Source organism: Thalassotalea fonticola (genome assembly GCF_032911225.1).
GTDB lineage: Bacteria > Pseudomonadota > Gammaproteobacteria > Enterobacterales > Alteromonadaceae > Thalassotalea_A > Thalassotalea_A fonticola.
In genome coordinates, this window is record NZ_CP136600.1 from 1,368,134 (window position 1) to 1,393,390 (window position 25,257).

The 25,257-nt window shown below is 40.0% G+C and carries 15 protein-coding genes; 4 read left to right on the top strand and 11 right to left on the bottom strand.

Annotated features, from left to right (window positions below; genetic code table 11):
* The first annotated feature begins 124 nt into the window (after positions 1-124).
* Positions 125-4,420: a response regulator gene (locus RI844_RS05665; protein ID WP_348397470.1), complete on the top strand. Its 4,296-nt coding sequence runs from the start codon at positions 125-127 to the stop codon at positions 4,418-4,420.
* A 7-nt stretch (positions 4,421-4,427) separates the two neighbouring features.
* On the opposite strand, the gene RI844_RS05670 is transcribed toward RI844_RS05665, so the two are convergent.
* The 7 genes from RI844_RS05670 to RI844_RS05700 all read right to left on the bottom strand — a co-directional run bounded on the left by RI844_RS05670 (position 4,428) and on the right by RI844_RS05700 (position 13,672).
* Positions 4,428-4,931: an LYR motif-containing protein gene (locus tag RI844_RS05670; RefSeq protein ID WP_348397471.1), complete on the bottom strand. Its 504-nt coding sequence runs from the start codon at positions 4,929-4,931 to the stop codon at positions 4,428-4,430.
* A 1,127-nt stretch (positions 4,932-6,058) separates the two neighbouring features.
* Positions 6,059-6,241, bottom strand: a complete 183-nt coding sequence (locus RI844_RS05675; RefSeq protein ID WP_348397472.1) for a hypothetical protein — start codon at positions 6,239-6,241, stop codon at positions 6,059-6,061.
* Positions 6,242-6,252: 11 nt separating this feature from the next.
* A complete protein-coding gene (locus RI844_RS05680) occupies positions 6,253-6,789 on the bottom strand; it encodes a hypothetical protein (RefSeq protein WP_348397473.1) in 537 nt (178 codons plus the stop codon).
* 19 nt (positions 6,790-6,808) lie between these two features.
* Positions 6,809-7,756 carry a hypothetical protein gene (locus RI844_RS05685; protein WP_348397474.1) on the bottom strand — a complete coding sequence of 316 codons (948 nt, stop codon included), beginning with the start codon at positions 7,754-7,756 and terminating at the stop codon, positions 6,809-6,811.
* 11 nt (positions 7,757-7,767) lie between these two features.
* A complete protein-coding gene (locus RI844_RS05690) occupies positions 7,768-9,231 on the bottom strand; it encodes a CBM96 family carbohydrate-binding protein (RefSeq protein ID WP_348397475.1) in 1,464 nt (487 codons plus the stop codon).
* Positions 9,232-9,379: 148 nt separating this feature from the next.
* Positions 9,380-9,688, bottom strand: a complete 309-nt coding sequence (locus RI844_RS05695; protein WP_348397476.1) for an EF-hand domain-containing protein — start codon at positions 9,686-9,688, stop codon at positions 9,380-9,382.
* Positions 9,689-10,009: 321 nt separating this feature from the next.
* Complete coding sequence (locus RI844_RS05700; protein ID WP_348397477.1) at positions 10,010-13,672, bottom strand: hypothetical protein; 3,663 nt, start codon at positions 13,670-13,672, stop codon at positions 10,010-10,012.
* 497 nt (positions 13,673-14,169) lie between these two features.
* Between RI844_RS05700 and RI844_RS05705 the strand changes: the two genes are divergently transcribed.
* Together RI844_RS05705 and RI844_RS05710 are read left to right on the top strand one after the other, a co-directional pair.
* Positions 14,170-15,606 (top strand): sulfatase-like hydrolase/transferase, encoded by a 1,437-nt coding sequence (locus RI844_RS05705; RefSeq protein WP_348397478.1) that lies wholly within the window; start codon positions 14,170-14,172, stop codon positions 15,604-15,606.
* A gap of 130 nt (positions 15,607-15,736) precedes the next feature.
* On the top strand, positions 15,737-17,287 hold the full coding sequence (locus RI844_RS05710; RefSeq protein ID WP_348397479.1) for a sulfatase family protein: 1,551 nt from the start codon (positions 15,737-15,739) through the stop codon (positions 17,285-17,287).
* Between the two features lie 632 nt (positions 17,288-17,919).
* Here RI844_RS05710 and RI844_RS05715 read toward each other — a convergent pair.
* Entirely contained in the window at positions 17,920-19,680 is a 1,761-nt protein-coding gene (locus RI844_RS05715; RefSeq protein ID WP_348397480.1) for a sulfatase-like hydrolase/transferase, read from the bottom strand.
* 376 nt (positions 19,681-20,056) lie between these two features.
* Between RI844_RS05715 and RI844_RS05720 the strand changes: the two genes are divergently transcribed.
* Entirely contained in the window at positions 20,057-20,464 is a 408-nt protein-coding gene (locus tag RI844_RS05720; RefSeq protein ID WP_348397481.1) for a hypothetical protein, read from the top strand.
* Positions 20,465-20,546: 82 nt separating this feature from the next.
* On the opposite strand, the gene RI844_RS05725 is transcribed toward RI844_RS05720, so the two are convergent.
* The 3 genes from RI844_RS05725 to RI844_RS05735 all read right to left on the bottom strand — a co-directional run bounded on the left by RI844_RS05725 (position 20,547) and on the right by RI844_RS05735 (position 25,254).
* Positions 20,547-22,100, bottom strand: a complete 1,554-nt coding sequence (locus RI844_RS05725; RefSeq protein ID WP_348397482.1) for a sulfatase family protein — start codon at positions 22,098-22,100, stop codon at positions 20,547-20,549.
* A gap of 78 nt (positions 22,101-22,178) precedes the next feature.
* Positions 22,179-23,867 carry a sulfatase family protein gene (locus RI844_RS05730; protein ID WP_348397483.1) on the bottom strand — a complete coding sequence of 563 codons (1,689 nt, stop codon included), beginning with the start codon at positions 23,865-23,867 and terminating at the stop codon, positions 22,179-22,181.
* A gap of 4 nt (positions 23,868-23,871) precedes the next feature.
* A complete protein-coding gene (locus tag RI844_RS05735; RefSeq protein WP_348397484.1) occupies positions 23,872-25,254 on the bottom strand; it encodes a sulfatase-like hydrolase/transferase in 1,383 nt (460 codons plus the stop codon).
* Positions 25,255-25,257: the final 3 nt, after the last annotated feature.

The window sequence follows — 25,257 nt, forward strand, 5'->3', positions numbered from 1 at the left end:
TATTCTCAATACCAATTGCAAAATTCATTCTCACCAAAAAATGTTTAAACTTTAATCTTACAAACTTTAAAAAATTGAGAAAAGCGTATATCTTTTAAGGTATTAGATTCATAGGGATTGTTCAATGCTTGCAAAATTCAATATTGGCGCAAAAATGGCGCTAGTTTTCTCCTCTATTTTCCTCATTATGTTATTCAGTGTTGGCTTATCAATTAAAGATCTGCAAATGAGTAATGCAGATTTTAAATCCTATCGTGATTTTGCCCGAAAAAGTGTGTTGTCAGGACGAGTACAAGCGAATATGTTGATGGCATCAAGAGCTGCCGGTAGTTTCCTCAAAACTCGTGACGAAGAATATTTCGATATTTTTCAAAATCGTATTGCACAAGCCAAGCGCTTTGCAGTTGAACAGCAAGACGCTTTAAACGATGATACCCGTAAAGCACTTAGTATCGATTTAGTAAACAGTATTGACCAATATCGCAACGTATCGCTGCAAGTATTTAAACTTCTGCGTCAACGAGACATCATTTTAACTCAGCGCTTAGATCCACAAGGGATCAAAATGCGTAAAAATATTGAATCAATTATGATTTCTGCTTTTGCAGATCAAGATGCAACCGCATCGTATCATGCAGGTAAAGCGTTAGAAGGTGTATTGCTTGGCCGCCTTTACGTATTAAAGTTCTTAGACAAAAATAGAAAAGCTAACGTTGATCGCGTCCGAAGCGAATTAGGCAAAGGCTTTGAAGACACACTGCAAGATATCATAGACAATATCGAAAACCCCGATCGTAAATTATTGCTAGCTGAATTTATTGATGCTCGCCTTTTTTACCTTGAGTCTTTTGAGCAAATGGTAGAAACAATTTATTCTCGTAACGATTTAATAGCACAAGAGATGTTACCTCACGATCAAAAAATTGCCGAACTATCTGAGAAAATAAAGCTTTCACTTAAAAAAGATCAAGACACACTGGGCCCACAAGTTCAAAAACGCAATGATGAAAGTGTTGTTACTGTTATTGCTACTTCGGCTATTGTATTAATACTTACTATTATTATGGGCTGGATGATTATTCGTGCTATCACTAAACCGCTCAAGGGATTAGTTAAGGTAGTTGAAAATGTTCAGAAAACTGGTGACTTATCATTACGTTTTGAAAATAATGCCAAAGACGAAGTCGGCTTAATTTCAGACGCTTTTAATAGGTTTCTAACAAGTTTAGATGTTAAAGCTGAAATAGCTAAAAACGTTGCTCGCGGTAATTTATCAACCAAGGTTTCATTGTTATCAGCTAAAGATTCTTTAGGCCAATCTTTTCAAATGATGCTCAAAAGCTTATTAACTAAAGAGAAAGCGCTAAAACAAATTAGCTTGGGCGTTGTAGATATTAATATAGAAGCAGAATCAGATGAAGATGAATTAGCGCTTATGCTTAACAGAATGATTTCAGATATGAGAATCATTGCTGAAAAAGCCGATATTATTGCCAGTGGTAATTACAATGTTGAGATTGAACCTCGTTCAAACAAAGATACGCTTATGCAAAGTTTGGCAAGGATGACTACAACCTTGCAAGAAAATTTTGAGAAATCAAAGCTGGAACATTGGTTAAAAACAGGCCAAAGTATTGTTAATGATGAGGCCCGGGGTAACCAGTCAGAAGAGCAGATAGCCAATAGTGTTATTACCGCGCTTTGTCAGCATATGAATATGCGAGGTGGTGTTTATTACAGCCATAACACTGCAGAGGAAACACTTGAGTTTTTAACCGGGTATGCGTTAAATAAAGTACCAGACGAGTATAAATCTATTAGCAAAAATCAAGGGCTTGCCGGACAAGTACTTGCTGATCGCCAGACATTAGTCATTAATGAATTGCCAGAGCATTATTTTAACATTAGCTCATTAACAGGTAATACTGACGCCAAACATTTAATTCTTTTTCCTTTTATCTACGACAATGAACTACTCGCCGTTATTGAACTTGTTTCATTAACACCAATTACCAACCAACATAAACAGCTATTAGGCACCGTAGAAGAAAATATTGCTATTGCGATATTAAGTGCTCGCCATCGCAGTAACACAGAAAACTTACTGGTTAAAACTCAATTGCAGGCAGAAGATCTTGAAAACCAAAAGCAAGTCATAGAGTCAACAAAAGACAAGTTAGAGCATGCAATGCTCTTAGCTGAGCAGGCCAGCGCCTCAAAAAGTGATTTTCTAGCCAATATGTCGCATGAAATACGTACCCCAATGAATGCCATTATAGGTATGTCGCAATTAGCATTAAAAACCGACCTTGATAACAAGCAAAGAAACTATATTGAGAAAGTACATCGTTCATCAGAGACTCTACTTGGCATTATTAATGACATCCTCGATTTCTCTAAAATAGAAGCGGGCAAACTTGATATGGAACAAATCGAGTTCAGCCTTGAAGATGTGTTTGACAATCTTGCAAATTTAGTTGGTTTTAACGCCGAAGATAGAGGTTTAGAACTTATATTTGATATTCCAAGTAATATTCCAACCGCATTAATAGGCGATCCATTAAGGCTTGGACAAGTGTTGGTAAACATTGGTAATAATGCGGTTAAATTTACCGAAGAAGGTGAAGTTCTCATTAGTGTAAGAATTATTGATGAAGACGAACATAGCGTTAAATTACGCTTTAATGTAAGTGATACTGGCGTTGGTATAAACGCACAACAACAGAAAAAACTGTTCCAATCATTTTCACAAGCTGACACATCTACTACCAGAAAGTTTGGTGGCACAGGTCTTGGTTTAGCCATTAGTAAAAACTTAACCGAACTAATGCAAGGTGAGATAGGTGTTGAGTCTGTTGAAGGCCAAGGCAGTACTTTCCATTTCACCGCTTTATTTGAAAAACAACAGGTTCAACAAAAACAGAAAATAGATAAAGCGCTCAAATTAGAACAGCTTAACGTTCTGGTTGTAGATGATAACAGCTCGGCTCGAGAAATTTTGTCTTCAATGTTAGAAAGTTTAGGTTTCATCGTTACCAGTGTTAACAGCGGCGCCAAAGCGCTATCAACAATAGTTGAGTCAAATGAGGTCGATCCTTATAAGTTAATCATTATGGACTGGAAAATGCCTGGAATGGATGGTGTTGCAACTATACAGGCTATTCAGCAGCATCAAAGCATTACCAAACAACCTAAAATAATTATGGCAACTTCATATGGCAAAGAGGAAGCGATGCTAGCGGCTAATAAAGCTAATATCGACAATGTACTTGCAAAACCGGTGACCGCTTCAAGTTTATATGAAGCCATTATGCTCTCACTTGGGCACGAGATCATAAAAAGATCTCACCAAACCAGAGCAGACGTAACTAATGAGGTGCTAGAACACTTAAATGGAGCCCATCTGCTTCTAGTTGAAGACAATGAAATAAACCAAGAATTGGCCGTTGAAATACTCACCACTAACGGCATGACAGTAGTGATAGCCAATAATGGTCAAGAGGCGATCGACATTTTACAAAACCAAATATTTGACGGTGTATTAATGGATTGTCAAATGCCCGTACTTGATGGCTACCAAGCCACTCGAATGCTTCGAGAGCAGTCAAAGTTTAAAGACTTACCTATATTAGCCATGACAGCCAACGCGATGTCTGGCGATAAAGAAAAAGTAATTGCCGCGGGTATGAATGATCATATTTCAAAACCTGTCAACATACGCGATATGTTTACTACCATGGCGAAATGGATCTTCCCGAAAAATTCAATACCGCAAGGAGAAACAATTCTTGCCAGCTCTGATGTCATTGAAATTGAACCGCAATTAATTCCTGATGTTTTATTTGGTATCAACACTCAGCAAGGCTTGGCTATTACCCAGGGCAATAGCAAGCTTTATCACAAGCTTTTAGTCAAATTTAGAAACGCGAATCTAGACTTTAAAGAGCGATTTACTCAAGCTGCTTTTACCGAACAAAATAATGATGAAGAAGCGACTCGTTATGCCCATACATTAAAAGGCGTTGCAGGTAATATTGGCGCTGAAGATGTGCAAGCTGCTGCAGAAACATTAGAGGCTGCTTGTGTAAATAACGACAGCGAAGCAACAATAAAAGAGCACTTTGAGCAATTAATGACTCACCTTTTACCTGTGTTAAAAGACCTTGAACAACTTTCATCAATCATGTCAGCCGATACTAGCATTAAAGTGAATATTGCTGCAGAACAATTAGTTCAACATTTTGATGAATTAGCTGATTTACTAGCCAATTTTGACACTCAAGCTCAAGATTTGATAAACAAATTACAAACATTTCAGCTAGATAGCCTGATTAATGAACAGCTGAATTTAATTGCAGAATCAGTTACGGATTATGACTTTGAACAAGCGCAAAACTTACTTAAAGCAATCATGAAATAAACAACGCTCAGTTAAGAAAGACTTCGTGATTTCCTGCCATTTTAAGTTCAGGGTGCTTTGTAACTACTCTTTTAAGCTGAGGCTCTTGCCGTGAACTAAGCTCGACTAATAATACATAACGACCTGATGCTATTTCGCTTTTGATCATTTCAGGATCCACGGTATTGTTGGTATTAACGAATAAGTTGTGGGCTTGGTTAGTAAAAAAAGTAAAAAATAAAACGACAACGGCTAATGAAAACCAAACAAGGCTAAACAGAATAAAGCCATAAAAATAAGAAACTATGGTGATCAATACGGCAATAAATGCCGAAAGATAAAGGTTATAATTACCTAACAGTAATGACTTAAATATTTCATCGGTGATTGGCATAAATGTATCAAGGTGCTGGGTACCTTGAGTTTTTGAAATAAGATGGATCTGGGGCTTTGAAAACCCATTGTTTTCTAGTTCTGAAGATATAAGCTTCAAATCACCTATATCGTCGCAAAGATAAAAATGCCTCTGCATAAAATCCCTCTAAAATTGTACATTCGTTCCTTAATTAAAATTATGGCTTATTAATGTGAAAGATCAAATTAAGAGGTAAATTTATTTATTATCGACGCCATCGTTCGGGATGAAAGTAACTCCATTTGCAACAGAGTTTAAACCATCTATGTCATTCTAAGTTAACTCATTCATCAAGCAAAAAAAATGAGACACCACAGTGTCTCATTTAAAAATAACTTTAAGCTTCCGGCTTGAGTTGGGTCCTTAATAATCCATTTATCACCGCCCCACGCGATTTAAAATCCATTTTTCCCTTTGCTTCCTGCATTCATCCTGAAATACTCAATCCCGCGAGCTTTAAGCTATGTCACAATTAAAGTCCAATTTAATTGATGAAACAATATCCATATTGTATAGCGAGCTGTCCATAACGTTATTACCCTCTATGGTAATAACAAAAATGATTGCATCCTTGCCGGTTCGTCCTAAACCCTATGTCTCCTGACAATATGTATATTAACAAACCAGTTACATTTCAAAACCTGTAAACTAAAAATAATTAACCACAATTATAATGAATTATATCGAACATCTCTGAAGGCCCTTGTTTATATGGGCTGGTGACTTTTTGTAAGAAATAGAAGAGAAAACTAATAGGATTATCCCACAACGCTGTGAGATATGTCGCACATACCTAGAGGAAAATGACCATAATCAAAACTACTGTTATTTGTGGTAAATCTACTTCGATTTTGGAATTTACGGAACGCTCTGGAGTTTTTCAGAATAAAGAAAGTGTTTTATTCATATGAACGAACTGAATCACGAGCATTGGTTATGACCGCTGATGCGACAAAACAGTCAGATATTCAAGCCTAATAATGATAAAGCTAAGTTCAGGTTATCGCTTTCAACCTGACACTATTGTTCTTCAATATAAGTTGCTAACTTGCAATTTATGCGGATCTTTATTTGTTGTAAATAGTATATGAATCATGTAGGAAATCTTAATGTATTATGGCTCATATACGATCTGACATTTACTATGTCCAGCATTAGGATAAGTTTACGCATGGAGCCTTATTTCATGACACTACAAGTGAAAATAGCCACTGTAAAAAACAATGGCTTTAATAAGATGAATTCTAAATAATGTCGCTAGGGCCAGTATCGGAGTTCATTGCTTTCGAAGTTATCGGGGTCATTAACGCGGTCACTGCCATCGGGGTGACTATGGCCAGTTTACCGTATTTTTTGATAAAATTGCGGCGATTTTCCTGCTTTTGTTGCTCTACTTCACCAGTACTAGTCTTATTTTTACTACTCATCAGCTTCCCCTTTAATCTTCTAATTTGACTTGTTTAACTAAGTCGGCTTGTAATTTGGCCGATAAATCACTCAATGTTTCGCCGTTTTGATAAACCGCTTGCACTTTGTAACTGTGCAACGACTCACTTAATCCCGGATGAGTAAATCGGGTATTACTTGTGGTAAACAGCACGTCAGTTTGATCGACGTTTTCGCCTTCGTTGTAGTACACATTGTATGCCGTAGCTTCTGCGATATAGGCCCAATTTAGGCTAATGTTGCTACCGTTACTGGTGATTTTCAAACTCGTAGGGATGGCTGAATCAGGGTCGATAACGGCATTATTATCACTCTCGATAGATTCAGGTGTATCATTATTATCTGTTGGTTCGGTAGCAGTATCTGATTCAATATTACTCCCATCTACGGGATCTGTATCAGAGTTGATGCTATCTTCCGGCAACACAGTTTCCGGTGGCAATTCTTCGTTTGGTTCTACCTGGCTTTCGCCACCACATGCTGTCAATAACATCGCGGTGAACAGCAGTGGAAGTTTATTGTTGATCATATTCAAGTCCTGTTATTGCTTATGGCGTTTCAACGGTCAAGCGGCGACCATCAGTGAAATAATAGCCGGCTTCTGCCTGGCCCATGAAATTCAATGAGCCGGCAAGAATCGTACTAATCCTTTTAATTAAACCATCATCGGTGTCTTTTAAGCTGGTACTGTAAAAGCGCAGCGCTAATAAATGCGCACCATCACCATAGGCCGGAATGGTAAAATCGGCACTGGTAAATTGTAAATGAGAGGTGGTTTCCCCTTGATAGTGGTAATCGGTAAAGCTATGCGTGCTTAGCATTGTGCTGGCTAATACACCGGAGTTTGCGACTTCATCAAGGTTGGTAAATTCAGCACTAGCACAGGCTGGGTCGGCAGCGCTCACTAAGCCACAATTGTCGATAACCACTTTGCTTTTTAGGTCTTCATACGCTAAAACGGTCCAGCGAACCTTATAGTCACCGGCAGATAAAGCACCGATTAGTGGTGTTGTGAATGTGGTATCGGTACTGGCAAACACTTGAACGTCTTCCACTAAAGGGCTCAACCTGCGAGCGGCTTCTTTGGCTGTGGATTGCTGAAAATAATTACTGACAAAAATTGGTAATGTTATGCCCGCCGTAGCATCGTTTACCTCCAATAACATGCCCTGAAAGTTATGATCGAGTTGCTCGTAAGTAAAAACAACATAACATTCACCGTTAGCAGGGATACTTGTCTGGCAAGAGCTATCAACATAGGTAATATTATCTGTTGCATTGTTGTCTCTCATCACTGCAATCTGTCCGGTTAAATCAACCGCCGTTGCATAATTATTGACGATGGTCACCGTTGTAGTTTTTGTACTGAGCTCATTCTCTTCTTGCAGGGAAAAATAGATTTGCTCTTGGCTGACGTCTAATGTTGCCAATGCAGGGGTCAAAAAGGTTGTGCTGATAAGTGCAACAACCGTGGCAGTTTTATGTATTAATTTCATCGCAATTTTCCTTACTGTGCAGCTTCAATGATAATTTTACGGCCTAAACCATCAGCGAGTGACATACCCTGTCCGCCGGCAGCAATGACAGAGATGAAATGGTGCTTCATCGCTTCGTCGACATCAGCGCGGTAATACACTCGGGCAACAAGATTGTTACTGTAGGCAGGCATGGTGATGGTGCCGGTAAACTCGGTCACTGAAGAGGCATAACTGTTATAGGTGGTTGCCCCAGTAGTAGCGTAACCGGCTGTAGCTTCAACCCAGCCAATGTTGCTGCCAAAACCTGCGGCACAACTTTCAGCAGTGGTGTCAGCACAATCGAAAAGCGCGATGATAGTGCGATAAGAGTCGTGGTAACCATCGATGTTAAATTTAGCATCATAAGCAGTGCCCGCAATCGGCAGAGCCGCGATCGGGGTGTCGGTGCCCAAATCTGTCACTCTGAAATTCTTCAGTAGCGGCGCAATTCTACGCTTAGCTTGCTCTGCTGTGGCTTCAGCGCTAATATCTTTAATAAAAAGAGGGAATCTACGAGTTGTATTATCCAGATCCGCATATAGGTACTTTATGCGAAAAATGTCATGATTTGGTACCGTCGTGGCAGTTTTTAGTTGGATTAAGGTAAACTCACAGGATTGGCCAGTAGCTAACACGGTATTGCTATTACAAGTACTGTTGGTTTTATTATATTCTTCATATAATATCCCATTCGGTGCTGTATCATTACCTTTGAAGGTAAAATCGTACGAGCCTTCATTGGTAATGGTGATGATTTGCTTTCTGTTTGTTACGTTGCCTCCGCCTTTAACGATAAAATAACTTGGACTAACGCTAAAGCCTTTCGTGCCAGAAAAATTAACTTGTGGCTGGTTAAAGCCTTCTTGCGCAGCACTGCTAAAAAAATCTACCGAGTTAGCATTGGCGCTAATGGTAAGCGCAAAGCTATAATCGCCGGCACTGGTGATCAAGTCGGTAATATCTATGGTGTATAGCTCACCTTGTGCAGTATCAAGTACTTTATCAAGTTGAGTGACATCGAATGATTTGAGTACGGTTGCACCATAGCTGACACTTGGCGCAGTACTGCTGTTAACCTGCGTTTCGTCCCAAGTGGTGTTGGAAGCTTGCCTTAGCTCGACTGTGGTGTCGCCAGCAACTTGTCGAGCAGACAATACCAATTCGACTTTCGTAACGCCCGTAGGGCTATACTGCGCAACGTTGAATTGTACGTAGGCAACCTTTGCTGAAGCGGCATCATTTAGATCTTTAATGGAGATGAATTGTCTGTTGCTCCAGTTGTTATCGATATTAGCAGCGTTGCTGTAATTATCTTTATCAAAGCCGACGCTTGTATTCACATTGATAGTGGCTGCATCAGCCATTCCAGTAGATAATAGGGTCAATACCAAAGCGCACTTAACGGCATCGACGAATCTACGATGACACAGTCGTTTTTTTAACTTAAATCTCATAATTGGGTATTCCCCTTCAGTGGTAATTTATTGTTTTTCACTATGATAGCGATGGCTTGAACCCGGTAGGTTGGTTAACTCAAGGCAGCCATTACACTGCCAAGAGTTAACACGGTTGGGATCGTTCAAATTAACTGCAGCTTGCTCATTACTTATTTTTCGGCTTAGTTTTTTTATTTGATTTTTTGGCTGGCGCAGTAAACTCTTCTAGGCTTATTTTGCCGTCACTATTTCTATCTTTGCGCTTAAAACCATTTTTCAGCATTTGGTTTTGCTGTTTGCTGTCGGTAATATTTAACCTGACAAAGTGATTGTCCAAATTCACTTTAAATTCCGACATGCTCAGGTGCTGGTCCTGATCGACATCTAATTTATTAAAACGTTCGGCTTTACTTGCCTGACTAGCAAAGCTGGTTAATAAAAGTATGCTTAGACTAATTAATGATATTTTTTTCATGTTTTGGGCTCTCTTGTAAATAATGACTTTGCTTTGATTTTTTATTAACGATTAAAATTTCAATTTTAATTTCAGGCCTTACCAGGAAGATAAAATTTTAAAATTAACCGTAGCGCGTTTATATAAAGAGTGTTTTAAACTGAAAAATCCGTAATGTTTTTCTTATTTTTTTAATTTTTATTTAAAAATTACGAATGAGTTAAGAAAGTTCAGAGCGTCACGCTAGGTAGCTTGAATAGTGCCTTTATGAAAATATAAAGGCACAAGATGAAAATTACTGAGTGTTGACAATGGCTGAATGACTCAGCCGCCAATTAAGCGCTAAAACAGTTGTTCTTTATCTAAGCGAAAATCATCAATAATGATTTCATCGGTACCGGCAGAAGATTTACTGTTGCGCTTCATCCTAAAAGTGATCACATAGCGGGCATCATTTGGGCGTTTTCGGAAGGTAAACGTAATGTCGCCAGATGTTGCCGGAAGGATATCCCCAACATCATTGCGGGTTATTATTTTCTCTCCGGCATCATCATAGACATCAATTAAAATTTCAAAATCAGAATCTCGCATAGTGATAACTTTAGTTGCCAAACGGAAAATATAGCGAGTCCCTTCGCGGTCATTAGAAACATCAAGCTCAGTACTAAGGCTTTTCCAATTTTTATCACCCTGCCCTAAAGAAAATCGCAGTGAATTAGTCCCTTTCAGTACTTTTTCTGGATCGGAAGTTAAACTAATTTCACTTGCCGAGCTAAGCCAGCCAGTCATGCCATTTTCGAAATCGCCATTTATCAACGGCGAGCTAGCACCCAAGCGGACAATAGATAGATCATCAAATAAATACCTATACTCGCCAATTGCTAGTGGCTCAACAACAAACGACAAATGCAAGTGAGTGGCTCCCACAGGCTTAGACGTGGTGTTAACAAATTCGACACGGCGATTATTGTCATCGAGGAAATTGCTACTTTGATCAGTTAAGGTGCCATTATCGGCATTATTATCATTATCCCAAGCAAGGTGTAAATACGCATGACCAGGTGCATCAGTTGTAGAAATAAGTCCATTGCCACGGATGATATAACGGGTATTATCAAGATCTAAAGACAGTTCAAGCGTTTGTCTCAAACTAGCCTCAGCAACAAGCACAGTAGCATTCGTTTTAATCTCAGCACTCGCACCAACAATACGGCTATTATCGTTATCTGAACTGCCGAATGTAGCGTTACCTAGTTGGCTCCAGCCGGTTAAGCCATTTTCGAAGTTTGAATTGATGAAACGCGGAGTAGCAGAGATAACATCGTTAAGTTCCAGTAACTCACCTTCTGGATCTATGGCTTTATATTCGGAGTAGTTTTCTCCTGTAGCTAACTCAAAAGGTGACAACTGAAATCCCAGTGAGGTTTCATTGCCCTCGGTATCAATACCAATCACCCGGCGCGGCGTAATTTTTGAATAATGTAATTCAACATTTCCGGCAAGAGAGGTGGATTCAACGAGTTTTGGTAAGTAAAACTCATCACGTATTTCCGCAAGCACGCCAGGATCAATAGTTTCAACCAGACCTAAAGCACCGTACCAAAAATCAGCGATGCCAACCGATGGCATAACATAACTTGCATCTGTCATTGACCATCGCGTTAGCATTGAAAGGTTAGGTTCCGTTGAACTATTCAGCATTTCTTGTCGTAGCCCATCACGATAGGCCATGTAACCACCTACGACGGGAGCCGTCCAACCTAGCTGACCTAAACCTAATACCGCAGGGAAATGTATGATATTCCCAGGGTGATCACTTGGTCCATCGTTGTAATAATTCCCTGACTTTTCAGGATTATTACCAGCAGAAAATGCGGCAAAATAAGGGGCGCCTAAATCGTCGCCAGCGGCTCGGGTAGCCGCATAATAGTTACGGTTTTGCTCATTCCAATCGGGATCGTCAAAATGGTGTCGCAGGATCATGGTGCCGCCCATAATTATAAAGGCTGAATGAGATGCTCTTATCACCGGTTCGTTTAACAACCAATCACTATAATTCATTTTAGTGCGGGAGTAGACATATTCGGCGTAATCTTGAGTGGCAAACGGGTCTTGCGCGGCGCCGATATCGCCGTAAAGCCAGGTTTCATTGCTCATTTTGTTATTGACTAAAATAGGGCCATGCTTATCATTGGTCCAGGTAATACGTTGTTCGGCGCGAATGGTATCACTTGCCCGTTTCATCGTTTGCCGTAAATACTCTTTATAGGCTTGGATATTATCATTGTCAGGATAAAATTCAGCCGCTTTATACACTGCTGGAATAAACTTCATGCTGATATAAACTTGTGGCTGGGCATTGTCATTACTGACATTACCATTCGATTCGTAATTACGGACAAAATGCCCATCAACGGTTTTAACCCCACCTAACGTATCGGGGTGCAAGCCGGCATGACGTTTGATCAATAACTCGATTAGCGGTTCAATGTCAGCATCAGGGCTCACTTTATCGGCAGCCATCAGCAGATAAATGGCCCAGCCAACATTATCAGCTATGGGGCTAGTGCTTGGACTTTGATCCGCAGCAACGATTTTTCGAGTAAGAAACCCTTCTGGTACTAAGTTATTACCACCGGTAATAGTGTTAGTCGACGTTAAACTCTTTATTGCCGACACATACTGGCTCAATTCATCTTTTAACCAAGCATCGAAGTCCAAACGAGTGTCTGTTACATCATGGATGATCGCGGCCTTAGTGTTAGCAAGTAACATTTTGCCGTCGGCTGTCGCTGCGATATCGGCTAAATCGGCAGAGAATTCACTATACAGCGATAAACTCGCATCTTTCTCCCCCCGTAAATCATCGGTACTGATCATTAACACACTGGCTTTTATGCCGTCGTTTTTCAGTAAGTAAAGACCTTCGGTACTGCTGCTACCATAAGTGCGAGCAAACGTAAGCGCTTGTATGTCCGACTCTACAGCAATTGTGTCCAACACTACTGTGTCTATAGCGCTACGATAAAGGCTATTTTTTGTAGTTAAATAAAGTGTTTGGCCGGGCATATCAATGGTTAAGCCTGTTACTGCGCTATCAGTTGCTACTATGTTCCCTATTGGCTGATCGCCTTTAGTATCTGCAACAGCGTTACGAGTTGCATCATAGCGATATAAACCATTCTCGCTACCAACAAACAACTCTCCTTTAAAAAATGTCATACCATAACGTTTCGTCCCTGCGTTATCTGCAGATATTGTTAACCGGTCAAAAACACTTAAGACTTTAGTGTTGGTGTTATAAGCGAGAATCGCATCTTTATCCACATCGCTGCTTTTGGTACAAATACCGAGATAAAGAAACCTGCCACTGGGAGTAAAACTCATTGCACAAATAGCGTTGTCTTCTGATAAGTCAGCACCTGGTAGTAGTGCTTCAATTTCACTACTGGTAATTGAATTTAATAAATTTTGACGAATATCCCGAATTTCAATGAGTTCGTTATTGGCTATTGCATATTCACCACTAAGTTGAGCGGCAGCAACTAATGATACCGAATCAGTACTCGCATATTGCCAATCATTGATGCGAATATTCTCATTTACATACAATTCAGTCGAATTTTTGGCTGCAACGTTAATAGACAAGGTGTTTTGCCTGCTAGCTTGTCCATCAGTGACCTCAATCACTACAGAAGTAACCCCGATATCTGTCGTAGCGGGCGTACCTACTAACTCGCCATTAACAACGGCTAACCAGCTCTCAGCACTGACTTTAGTGAAGATTAAGTCATCGTTATCGGCATCAGTCGCCAATAATAGTTCCCTAAAAAGCACACCTTCAGTAGCATTGGTATTGGTAATTGTTGGAGTTGTAGGGGCATGGTTAAGCGTTAATTCTGGCTCTGTTTTTTCTGATGAACCGCCACTACAAGCCGATAGCAAGGAAAGAATAAGGCATATAGAAAAATACTTTATCCGCTTTAATAATTGAATGTACAACATGGTAGCTAAGGGCCTCTTTTAAAGTTCAACAGTGATATTTTATTCAGGCCAAGTGTTTATATGCATAACATCATTTTATTATTATCTAACTAATGGCCTGATAATAAATATTTTTTCATTTCTATCTTATAAAGAGCCGTCAGAATACTATATCCGTAACCTTTTTTGTCTTTAATTTCATTTTACGGCTGTACTAGTGGAAATAATTACGAACTCTGACTATTCCAAACGTTTAATACTATATAGGGGCAAAACTTACTTAATGTACAATATTGAGATAAAGCATACGCTGCCCAGTTATAATTTAGTTAATACAGCAACCTTCAGTTGCAGCTCTGTACACGTACGATTATTTATCATGCAGATAAAGAAAGAATTTACTAGTACAATCCAGCAATGATTTTAGACGCCTAACCTGAATTATTAATACTGTTTTTTTACGGATAAAGCCCCTTGCCTACTCTTTACTAATAACCATTAATTTAACTGGATATTAAATGATAGAAATAAAAAAAATCAGGCTAAGCTTATTTTTGCTGACAAATATAATTTGTTTATTCATGACAGGAGTGAGTCAGGCGAATGAACAGCCAAACATAGTATTAATTTTCGCCGATGACATGCATTATGGTGCATTAGGAGCAACAGGCTCTGTTAAAACTAATGCTACCACCCCCAGAATTGATTCAATTTTTGATACCGGCATGCGCTTTAATAATGCTTATGTTACCCACGCCACTTGTGCACCAAGCAGAGCGGGCATAATGACTGGGCGATATCAAGCAAGATTTGATTTTGAAACCTTGCCAGGTTCAACCGAAAGTCGCTATGAAACAGACTATGGTGTTGATGAAAAAGAAGTAATGATGCCAGCTATTTTAAAACAGGCGGGTTATGAAACTTATGCCATTGGTAAGTGGCATTTAGGCACTGCTGATAAATATCAACCCAATGCAAGAGGGTTTGATCATTGGTTTGGTTATCGAGGTGCCAGTGGTTTTTATCAATTTAAAAGTGAATTACAGGCAATAAAAAAAGATAAAAAAGTTGTAATAAAGAAAAATGAAAAGCCCAATTTAGATATTGTTCGCAACGGTGAATCGGTTCAGGTCAGAGGCTACTTGACTGACGCCTTCGCCGAAGAAGCAAAGCAACTTATATTAAAGAAAAAAGATAAGCCGTTCTTTTTGTATTTTGCCCCTTATAACGTTCATGCACCAGACACCGTACCTAAACATTATATTCCGAAAGGAGGCACAGCACATGACGGGGTTATTGCTGCATTGGATGCTTCCGTAGGCACGATTCTAGATGCGTTAGACCAAGCCGATCTTACTGACAATACGCTGGTAGTCTTTGCCAATGATAATGGCGGCAAGAAGGTCTACAGCACAATTTTCAGGGGCAATAAGGCTACTTATTATGAAGGAGGGGTGCGAGTACCCGTAGCGATGCAATGGGGTAATAAAATTGCCAGTAAAAGCCAATACAATGGGATGATTTCGACTTTAGACTTTTTGCCAACATTTGCAAAAGTTTCCGGAGCTAAATTACCTGAACAATTAAACCTGGACGGTAAAGATATCAGTGCACAGTTACTAGGTCAGAAAACACCATCCGATGTTAGAGGTGACTTATTTTGGCGCAATGGTTCGCACCGCGCAGCTCGAGTGGGTGACTGGAAATTAGTGTGGAGTATTAATAAGAAAAAGCTCAAGACATTACATAAAGAGTTAGGGATAAAACATTATAAAGGTCGGCAAGTAATTGATGCTGAGCGCAATGACAACTTATTTGAGCCACCAGAACTTTATAACTTAGTGCAAGATCCCAAGGAGCAAATGAACTTAGCAAAGCAAGACCCTCTGCAGCTAGCGACTATGATAAAAGCCTATAAAGAATGGGAAGCTGAGCTCCCTAAGTGGAGACACTGATAGTACTACTCAGTGCGAGTAATGGAGTGAGTTATCACTTGTTGTTTATTTGCATTTCCACAGCGAATAAGTTGAAAGCCGCACTTTAGGCGGCTTTCAACTTACCTAACACCTTAATGGACAAACAAAAATGAAAGAAAAAGTCATGATATTGAGCCTGTTTATTTGCCTCTTTTCAAAAGCAAATATTGTACATTCATATCAAAGCAAAGCAACTACATCCCCAGACAGTAAGCCCAATATCGTGATCATTTACTCCGATGATCAAGGTTGGGGAGACGTTGGCTATCACGGCTATAATGACGTATATACCCCGAATATAGATAAACTCGCCAAACAAGGAACGCAATTTTCTCAAGCTTATGTTTCGGCATCAGTTTGTGGACCATCAAGAGCTGGCTTGATTTCCGGAGTGCATCAGCAAAAATTTGGATTTTACGGCAATGGTGAAAACACCCATATACCAACTTCACAACCGACTATTTTCGAAAGAGTTAAAGCTCATGGCTATACCACAGGAGCTGTAGGAAAGTGGCATATTGGCGATGATGAAGGACACCCTTTGAAACGAGGCACAGATTTTTATTATGGTTTTTTAAACGGTGCTCACGATTACTATAAATCAAGTAATGAGCCACAAGCCAAAAAAAGTCTGGCTCCCATTTATCGCAACTATGAAAAAGAGCCGCCGATCCAAGAATCGAATGGCTACTTAACTGAAATGTTTACCAATGAAGCAGTTAGCTTTATTGACCGCTCTGCCGATAAACCGTTTTTGCTTTATTTAGCCTATAACGCAGTCCACCATCCATGGGATGTTCCACAAAAATACTTAGAACGTTTAAAGCATCTAAAAACAGATAAAGAACGAAAATTATTTGCCGGCATGCTACTAGCGATGGATGATGGTGTAGGCGCTGTTTTGCAATCATTAAAACGCAATGGTGTAGATGAAAATACCTTGGTATTTTTTATGAGTGACAACGGTAGCCCTAGAGGACAAGGTTTAGTACCTCCAAAGAAGAAAAAACGTGGCCAAACAGTGATGTCTAGCCCAGGTCCATTTAATGGCTTCAAAGGTGATACCTATGAAGGTGGCATAAGAGTACCATTTGTCATGAGATGGCCAAACAAAATACCTGAAAACCAAACGTATGCACAACCTGTGTTGAATTTAGATATCGTCAAAACAACATTGGCAGCTATTGGCATGAAGGAATCTAAAAAAGGATTACCCCTTGATGGCATCGATTTACTGCCGTATATCACAAATAAAAACAAAGCGGATCTGACTCGTGTAATGTATTGGCGAAGAGATGAAGATTATGCAATCCGTGACGGAAAATGGAAATTAACATTCAATGACGAAAGCGGCCCGAAAACGATACAATTATTTGATTTGGAAAACGATATAGAAGAGTTTCATGATCTAAGTCGTCAATTCCCAAAAATCGCCCAACAACTACAAAACAAGTTTGATCAATGGGACAGCAGCTTACCCGATAATGCTTTTGGTAAAACCGCCAATAACCGAAATAGCGGGTACCCAGAAGGAAACATTAAAAACGTTATAAAATTTAATGACATTCAAAGTAAACAGCCTGCTGTAGAGCCAAAAAATAAGAAAAAGAAAAAGAAAAGGAAAAAGAAAAAGAAAAAGAAAAAGAAAAATACCAGCTAGTGAATTAGGCTCAATATGTATGCAGCCTCTTATGAGACTCTCATTTATGATACGAGAGTCTCATGATATCCTCTAGCCTTACATCTAGCCTGTGATAACTGTAAACGCCTGTCTAGCAGCTTATTCAGCATTTAAGTCGCATAGCTATTACCATTTATTTATTGATAAAATTCTCGTTTATTTGTTAGATCAGAACGACCTATTTGGCAGTTGCAATTGGGTCAGGCCAAAGGTATTTCTTTCCTAAATCATCGTAAAGTCATGAACATTATCAGTACGGATTATTTTTAGTCCGTATGGAAGTTTGTCGACTACATCATCAATAAAGTCTAAAGCACATGCCTAGTTAAGCTTTTCAAAGCGCTTTACCAACTTAACTTTGTGAGTACATGATTCGTAAAAGCCGATAAGCTCTATCTCTGCAGTGCTTGTCATAAACGTCAGAGTTTAAGTATGTTAGGCCGAGCTATAACTTAAAATTGTGACTGTATATGGTCTAGTCGAAATGATGAATTTTGAGGGAGAGAAAGGATTTATTTTCTAAGGACTTGTTATTTTTCAATTCATAAAAACCTTAACTAACATTCTGTAATATATACAAAGTGTCAGCTAAGGCTTAACGATATACTTATTTATTGTTGCGCATTCCACTCACTAACGGAACGTCTATAACCATTTGAATATTCATAATTTCGATTGCTTGGGTTCGTATTGGCGCCATTTAGATTGTCAGGCAGAGCACTATCCCAGGCATCAAACATATTCTGCATAGTCTGGGCTTGTTCTGGGTGGGCATCGCTGAGGTCTTGCCACTCTCCAGGATCGTCAGCTAAATTAAATAGCATGATTCGTTGTGAGCCACTTTGATCATTATAAGTCAGCTTCCAATCATCCTGACGTAAGGCATAATCTTCCCCTCTTCGCCAGTGCATAACTTCATGAGGTCGTCCAGATTCCTCCCCGGTAATAAAAGGGAATAAATCTACACCATCAAAGTTTAACCCTGCATATGGTTCAGTCACTCCCATTCTTGCCATGATTGTCGGTACTATGTCGAGATTAATCACAGGGTCACTGTATTCAGCAACAGGTACTTTTCCAGGCCAAGACACTAAGAAAGGAATGCGAATTCCGCCTTCGTAAGAGTCGCCTTTGAAACCATTCAATGGCCCAGGGCTCGACATGGTAGTTGTACCTCGAGATTTCTCTTTCGGTTTTTCGAACCCGTGTTTTCTCGGAGTTCCGTTATCAGATAAGAAAAATACTAGCGTATTGTCGGTAGCATCTTTTCTTTCTACGGCATCCATTACCTCGCCAATACCATCATCAAGGGCCAATATCATGCCTGCAAAAAACTTACGCTCATCTTCTACTTGTAGATCCGCTAAGCGATCAAGATATTCTTGGGGCACTTGCCAAGGGGCGTGCACAGCATTATAAGCAACATAGACGAAAAATGGCTCTGTCGTATTCGCATTATCAATAAAGTTAGCCGCTTCATGACTAAACATTTCGGTAAGATAACCTTTACTATCCTGAATAGGAGGCTCAACATTACCATTTCGATAAATAGGAGCTTGACTTGTTTTTCCTCCCTCAACGAGATCTGAAACGTGATAATCGTGTGAACCATTATGGAAGCCATAGAAAAAATCAACACCACGACTATTCGGTAAACCCGCTTCTTCACCTAAATGCCACTTACCAACAACGGCAGTTTGATAGTCATGCTTTTTTAATTGTTCGAAAATCATAGGTTGAGACGGCGGCACGTGAGAAACGCCGCCATTGCCATAATAACCAAAGCGCTGTTGATGAACACCAGTTACTAATCCGGCACGTGAAGGGCCACAAACAGATGCCGCCACATAACCTTGGTTAAAAGTGGTGCCACTTGCCGCTAACTCATCAATATTTGGGGTGCGAATATCATCATAACCATGATAACCGACATCCCCCCAGCCCATATCATCAGCATAAAAAACAATTACATTGGGCCGTTCATCAGTGATCACTGCCACTACGGTAATAGATATACTTGCCTGGGTGGTGTCTTTACCATCGCTGACTTCAATCACTACGCTACTGAGACCAACATCATCTGCAGTAGGCGTTCCCAGTAAATTACCGCCGTCAACAGATAACCAGTTAGGGCCACTTATTTTTGTGAAAGATAAACTGTCATTATCGGCGTCTGTTGCCGATAAAGAAGCTCTGAATAGCTCACCCTGTGTCGCTCTATTCATTGCAATGTTAGGAGCCGAAGGGACATTGTTCGGTGTTAATTTGGGCTCTGCTTCCCCAGAAGAACCACCATTACAGGCAGATAACAGGAAAATTAAAAGATAAATAGCAAAGTGCTTTGTTCGATTTAATAAATTATTGTTTAACATTGTAGCTAGGATGCCTCTTTACGGTTCGACAGGAGTACAGAAAAGCGATAGTTTAAGAATCATCTTCGCTTTACCCCCTTGATTACTAATCTCTTTGATAAGAAAATATTCCCTTATCATATATAAAGAGTGCCTAGGCACCAAAATCCGTATTTTTTTTGCTTTTTATTTACCTAAAGAATAACACATCGACACTTCCTAGATGATTTATAGCTCTTGATTATTTTTTGCGGATTTCATCTAAGCAAAACTCTTTATCTAAGAAAGCACCAGTGTTTCAATAATGATCAACACCTTATCGCAGGTTTCAGACTAGCTGTAAACCCGTGTATTAAGTAATTTAACCGATGTAAATGATTGAATAAGGAGGGAATTCATGCGGATATTCTCACAATCGAAATTTAGACAGCCATATATCAAGTTGCGCCTAGTACCTGTTGCGTTAATTTTACTTGCTTGTAATGTAGGTGTCGCAAAAGATACAGATCATGCCACTTTTTTAAATCACGCACCGAGCCTCCCCTGTGTAATGACAACCAAAGGCGTAGAAGGAGATCAATTTATCACGGCCTTAACCGCAACAGATGTAGATGGTGATAGTTTAAAATTTATGAAAACAGATGGTGTCGATTGGCTAACAATTTCAGAAAACGTTCTCAAAGGTCAACCTGGCGCTGAACATATTGGTAGCAATGAAATAACGATTAGTGTCAGTGACGGGGTAGATACTGTGGCAGCTACCTTTAACATCAGTATTGTTGCCGCGTTGAATAGCACGCTTTAAGCTCAATAATATTTTTCTAGATCAGTGCCCACTTTTTATTGGGCACTGTTTAGAGTCTCACCAGCAAAAACACAGCAGTTTTTTAATGCGCATTAATGTTAACTGGCTTTGACACTACACGGTTATCAGGAAAGTTAGCGGCCTTATCGCCATCACGCTTTTGGTAACGCAAGTTACGAAATTCTCCGCCCGGCTTATTCATTGGAATGTCCATACCGCCAGCATCATTTAACATTTCATAGAGCTTGTTTTCCATCGTTGTTATAACTTGCGCATATTTTTCATCGGCAATTAAATTGATCGTTTCATTTGGATCATTTTGCAAATCATATAATTCATCGGTATCCCATAAACCATAGTAAGTAATGAATTTAAAGCGCTCACCACGCAAGGCAAATACAGTAGGTGACTGGGGGAAATTTTTCTCCCAGTAGTACACATATAAGAAATAGTCTCGCCATGGAATCTCTTGTTTTTGCGCTAAGGCAATAAAGCTTTTGCCATCCATATGCTCAGGAGTTTTAATGCCTGCCGCTTCTAAAATAGTTGGACCAATATCAATATTGGCGACTACTTGCTCTAGCGTTTGTCCGCCCTCAAAGAGTTCCGGACATTGCATTACCATTGGCACTCGAATTGACGTTTCGTAAGCCACACGCTTGTCAATTAAGCCATGCTCGCCAAACATAAAACCGTTATCGCCCATGTAAATGATTAAGGTTTCCTCATATATACCCATTTTCTTTAATTGCGCTTTCACCCGACCAATACTGTCGTCAACGCCAGCAAAGGCTTCGGTATAATTTTGGTAATATTTTTTGATATCGACTTCGCTGTGATATGGAAAGTCTACTCCGTGCCAACTGTTGCGCTGATCACGCAGCCAACGCGGGGTATTCTCATTGTAATCTGCAATTTTATGGGTAACCGGTAAATTCACCTGGCCATCGTACATGCCTTTGTGACGCTCTGCTGGGGTAAAGTCAGCATGTACCGCCTTATGGGAAAGGTACATCATAAAAGGTTTATCGCTGTTACTTTGCAGCTCCATCCAGTCTATGGCATAGTCCGTAAGCTCATCGGTAATATACCCCTGTTGCTTAACCCGTTTACCATTCACATTAAGGGTATAGTATGGGTTTGGTGGCAGGTAATGTCCTTGGCCAGGAAAACTCACCCAGTGATCAAAGCCCTGACGTTTTTCATCACTGTGTTTGCCCATATGCCATTTGCCGAAAAAACTGGTGTTGTAACCTTGCTGTTGTAAATATTGCGGGAAGTAAACGGTATCCGGTTGTTCCAACCTATTATTATCAATCACCCGATGTTTATGGGTATAAAGTCCGGTAAGGATAGATGCCCGACTCGGTGAACAAAGCGAGGTGGTCACAAAAGCATTCTTTAAATGAATGCCTTCCTTGGCGATCGAATCAAGATGTGGGGTTTTCATAAATGGGTGACCAGTAAAGCCCATGGCATCATACCTATGGTCATCGGTTAAGATAAACACAATGTTTCTTTTTTTTGCGCCTGCTATTGCTTCCGCTTCAATATCTTTGGGAAAAACAGAAGCACTTACCTTAGTTAACATTAAGATATTAATCACACAGAGTAGTGCTATTTTTGAAATTGACATAATGAGTCCTGATACTGTTGATAATAAAAAGCAGCTAGAAGCTTAAATAACATTTAAGGTTTTCACTGCTTTAAAGGTCTAATTAACTGGTTTCAATTTATTAGTTTTAGCTGTTTTTATTGTTTTTTTCTTTTTCTTACCACCCTTTTTCCAACGATTACCTCGTTTGAGCACAGCATCTTTCCATTCCGAGTAATCCGGTTCATCGTATTGAACCATAAGCTTGCTTAACTCAGTTTTCATCCGAGCGATCTCGGCTTTATATTCCACCTTGTCGATGGCATTATTCATTTCACTGGGATCTTTTTCTAAATCATAGAATTCCCATTGATCGACATCATTGTAGAAATGGATCAATTTATAACGCTGATCTCTGACGCCAAAATGGCGTTTCACCGAATGAAATCCTGGGTATTCGTAATAATGGTAATACAGTGACTGGCGCCAATTCTCTACTGGTTCGCCAGAAGTGATTGCTGTTAATGATTCGCCCTGAATATCTGCTGGAATGTCCACACCAGCGTAGTCTAAAAAGGTTGGCGCAAAATCGATATTTTGCACTAACTCGTTCGACACCGAACCGGCGGGTATTTTGCCAGGAAATTGCATCAACAGTGGTGCACGCATTGACTCTTCATACATAAAGCGTTTATCAAACCAGCCATGTTCACCTAAGTAAAACCCTTGATCGGAAGTGTAAACCACTAAGGTGTTTTCCGATAAACCGTTCGCTTCTAAATAATCCAGTACTTCACCAATGCTTTCATCCACGGCGGAAATGGTCGCAAGGTAATCTTGCATATAACGTTGATACTTCCATAACGCCATATCTTTATCATCGAAATTGGCATTGTTCATATCATCATTACGTTTTTTATAGGCCGCATTCCAAGTGGCACGTTGCTCTTTGGTTAAACGGGCAAAATGATCAGGCCAGCGGTCGTAACGTAATTCATTGCTGCCTGCTGCTTTGGTCATTTTTAAATCGTGACCTTCGTACATATCACGGTAGATGTTTAACTTTTGCTCTGCCGCGGCGGTGCGGCCTTGGTAATCATCGAAGTAAGTTTCCGGTACCGGAAACTTAGTATTTTCATATTGCTGTAAATGACGCAAGGCTGGCATCCAGTTACGATGCGGCGCTTTATGATGCATTAACAGCGCAAACGGTTTACTTTTATCTCGTTGTTTATCTAACCACTGCAGGCTGAAATCAGTGACTAAATCGGTGGCGTAGCCTTCCACCCGTTCAACGCCATCTTTGGTGATAATATCGGGATTATAATATTCCCCCTGATCGTTCAATATTTTCCAGAAATCAAATTCCAGGCCTTCCGGTTTTTTGCCAATGTGCCATTTGCCAATCACCGCAGTTTGATAACCTGCGTGTTTCAACATCTTCGGCCAGGTCGGCTGGCTGCCGTCAAATTTTTGACCGTTATAGGAAAAGCCATTTTTATGGCCAAATTTGCCGGTTAACATTGCTGCCCGGCTTGGGCCACATAATGAGTTGGTGACAAAACCTTTATCAAAACGCATCCCATTTTTAGCAATACGATCAAGGTTCGGCGTAGGTGCCAGTTTTGACACCGGATGACCATAAGCACTCAATGCTTGCACCGCATGATCATCTGACATGATAAACAGTATATTCGGCCGTTGCTCTGCTGCATTTTCTTTAGCATTGCTTACAGCTGCTGCTGTAGCATGGTGAGCTGTACTGACCACACACAAAGCAAGCAAAGTTTTTAAGATATTTTTTTTCATTAGATTAACCTTTATTGATAATTTTCTTGGCTTTGTTGACGTTATAATTTCCACCGAATCGAGCTTGCCAACTCCATTGTGGTTGCATCATACGGGCTGACCAAGTGTTAAACTGCTGCTCTAAGCGTTTAACAATTTGCGGAAATTGTTTGGCAACGTTATGTTGCTCGGAAATATCTTTAGATAAATGGTAAAGCTCTGGCTGTTTAACGCCCTTTAACTTCACCAGCTTCCAGTCGTTATCACGAACGGCCCACTGATATAAAAAACGCCAATATAAATTTCGTCCAGCTGGTGCTTTGAGTTCCTCGGTTAAATAAGGCAGCAAGTTGATGCCATCAAGCTTATTGCCAGGCTTAACATCATCACCCGTAGCAGCAAGTACGGTAGGAAAAACATCGATGGCCGCAACAGGGAAATCAACCCGGTTATTGGCGGCAATACGTTTTGGCCAATGCATTAAAAACGGCACACGAATGCCGCCCTCAAGTAAGCTACCTTTCTGTCCTTTTAATGGTGTATTCAACGAAGCATTACCTGAATGTCCTTTAATCGGTTTACCGCCATTGTCGCTGTAAAAAACGATCAGAGTATTATCAACTAAGTTCAGCTGCTCTAAAGTGTTATAAACCAAGCCGATACTTCTATCCATGGCATGATGCATCGCTAACATAGTGCGACGGGCTTTATTTTGAACATGCGAAAATTTTGCTAAATCTTCCGGCTTTGCCTCTAATGGGCCATGAACCGCATTAAAAGGTAAATAGAGAAAGAACGGATTTTTTGCATTTTCTTTGATAAAGGAAACCGCTTCTCGGCCAAAGGCATCAGTGAGATATTCGCCTTCTACCAATGGCTGTTTATCACGTTGTAATTTCTGTTTCTTACTCGTGCTGGTGTAATAAGTACTGGCACCATCAATAAAACCAAAAAAACGTTCGAAACCTCGGTTATTCGGATGAAAGTCTTCATCTTTACCTTGATGATCCTTACCGATCCAGGCAGTGGCATAACCGAGACTTTGTAGTTGCTCACCTAGGTTTACTTCAGATTTAGGTATGCCGGGTTTGACCTTAGAGTTTTGTCGAAATGGCCCACCAGGATTATCTTCAAAACCAAAACGGTTTTGATAGCGACCGGTTAATAAACCGGCTCTCGATGGACCACAAACGGGTGCCATGGCATAACCGGCACTAAAATAGCTACCGTTTTTTGCTAACCTGTCGATATTTGGGCTACTGACATCATTTGACTGATGGTAGCCAACATCAGCATAGCCAAGATCATCGGCTAAAATGACAATAATATTGGGTTTAGCGGCTGCAACTGCACTTGCCGGAATCACGGCAAATACAGTTACGGCGATGATAAAAATAATTTTTACCATGGA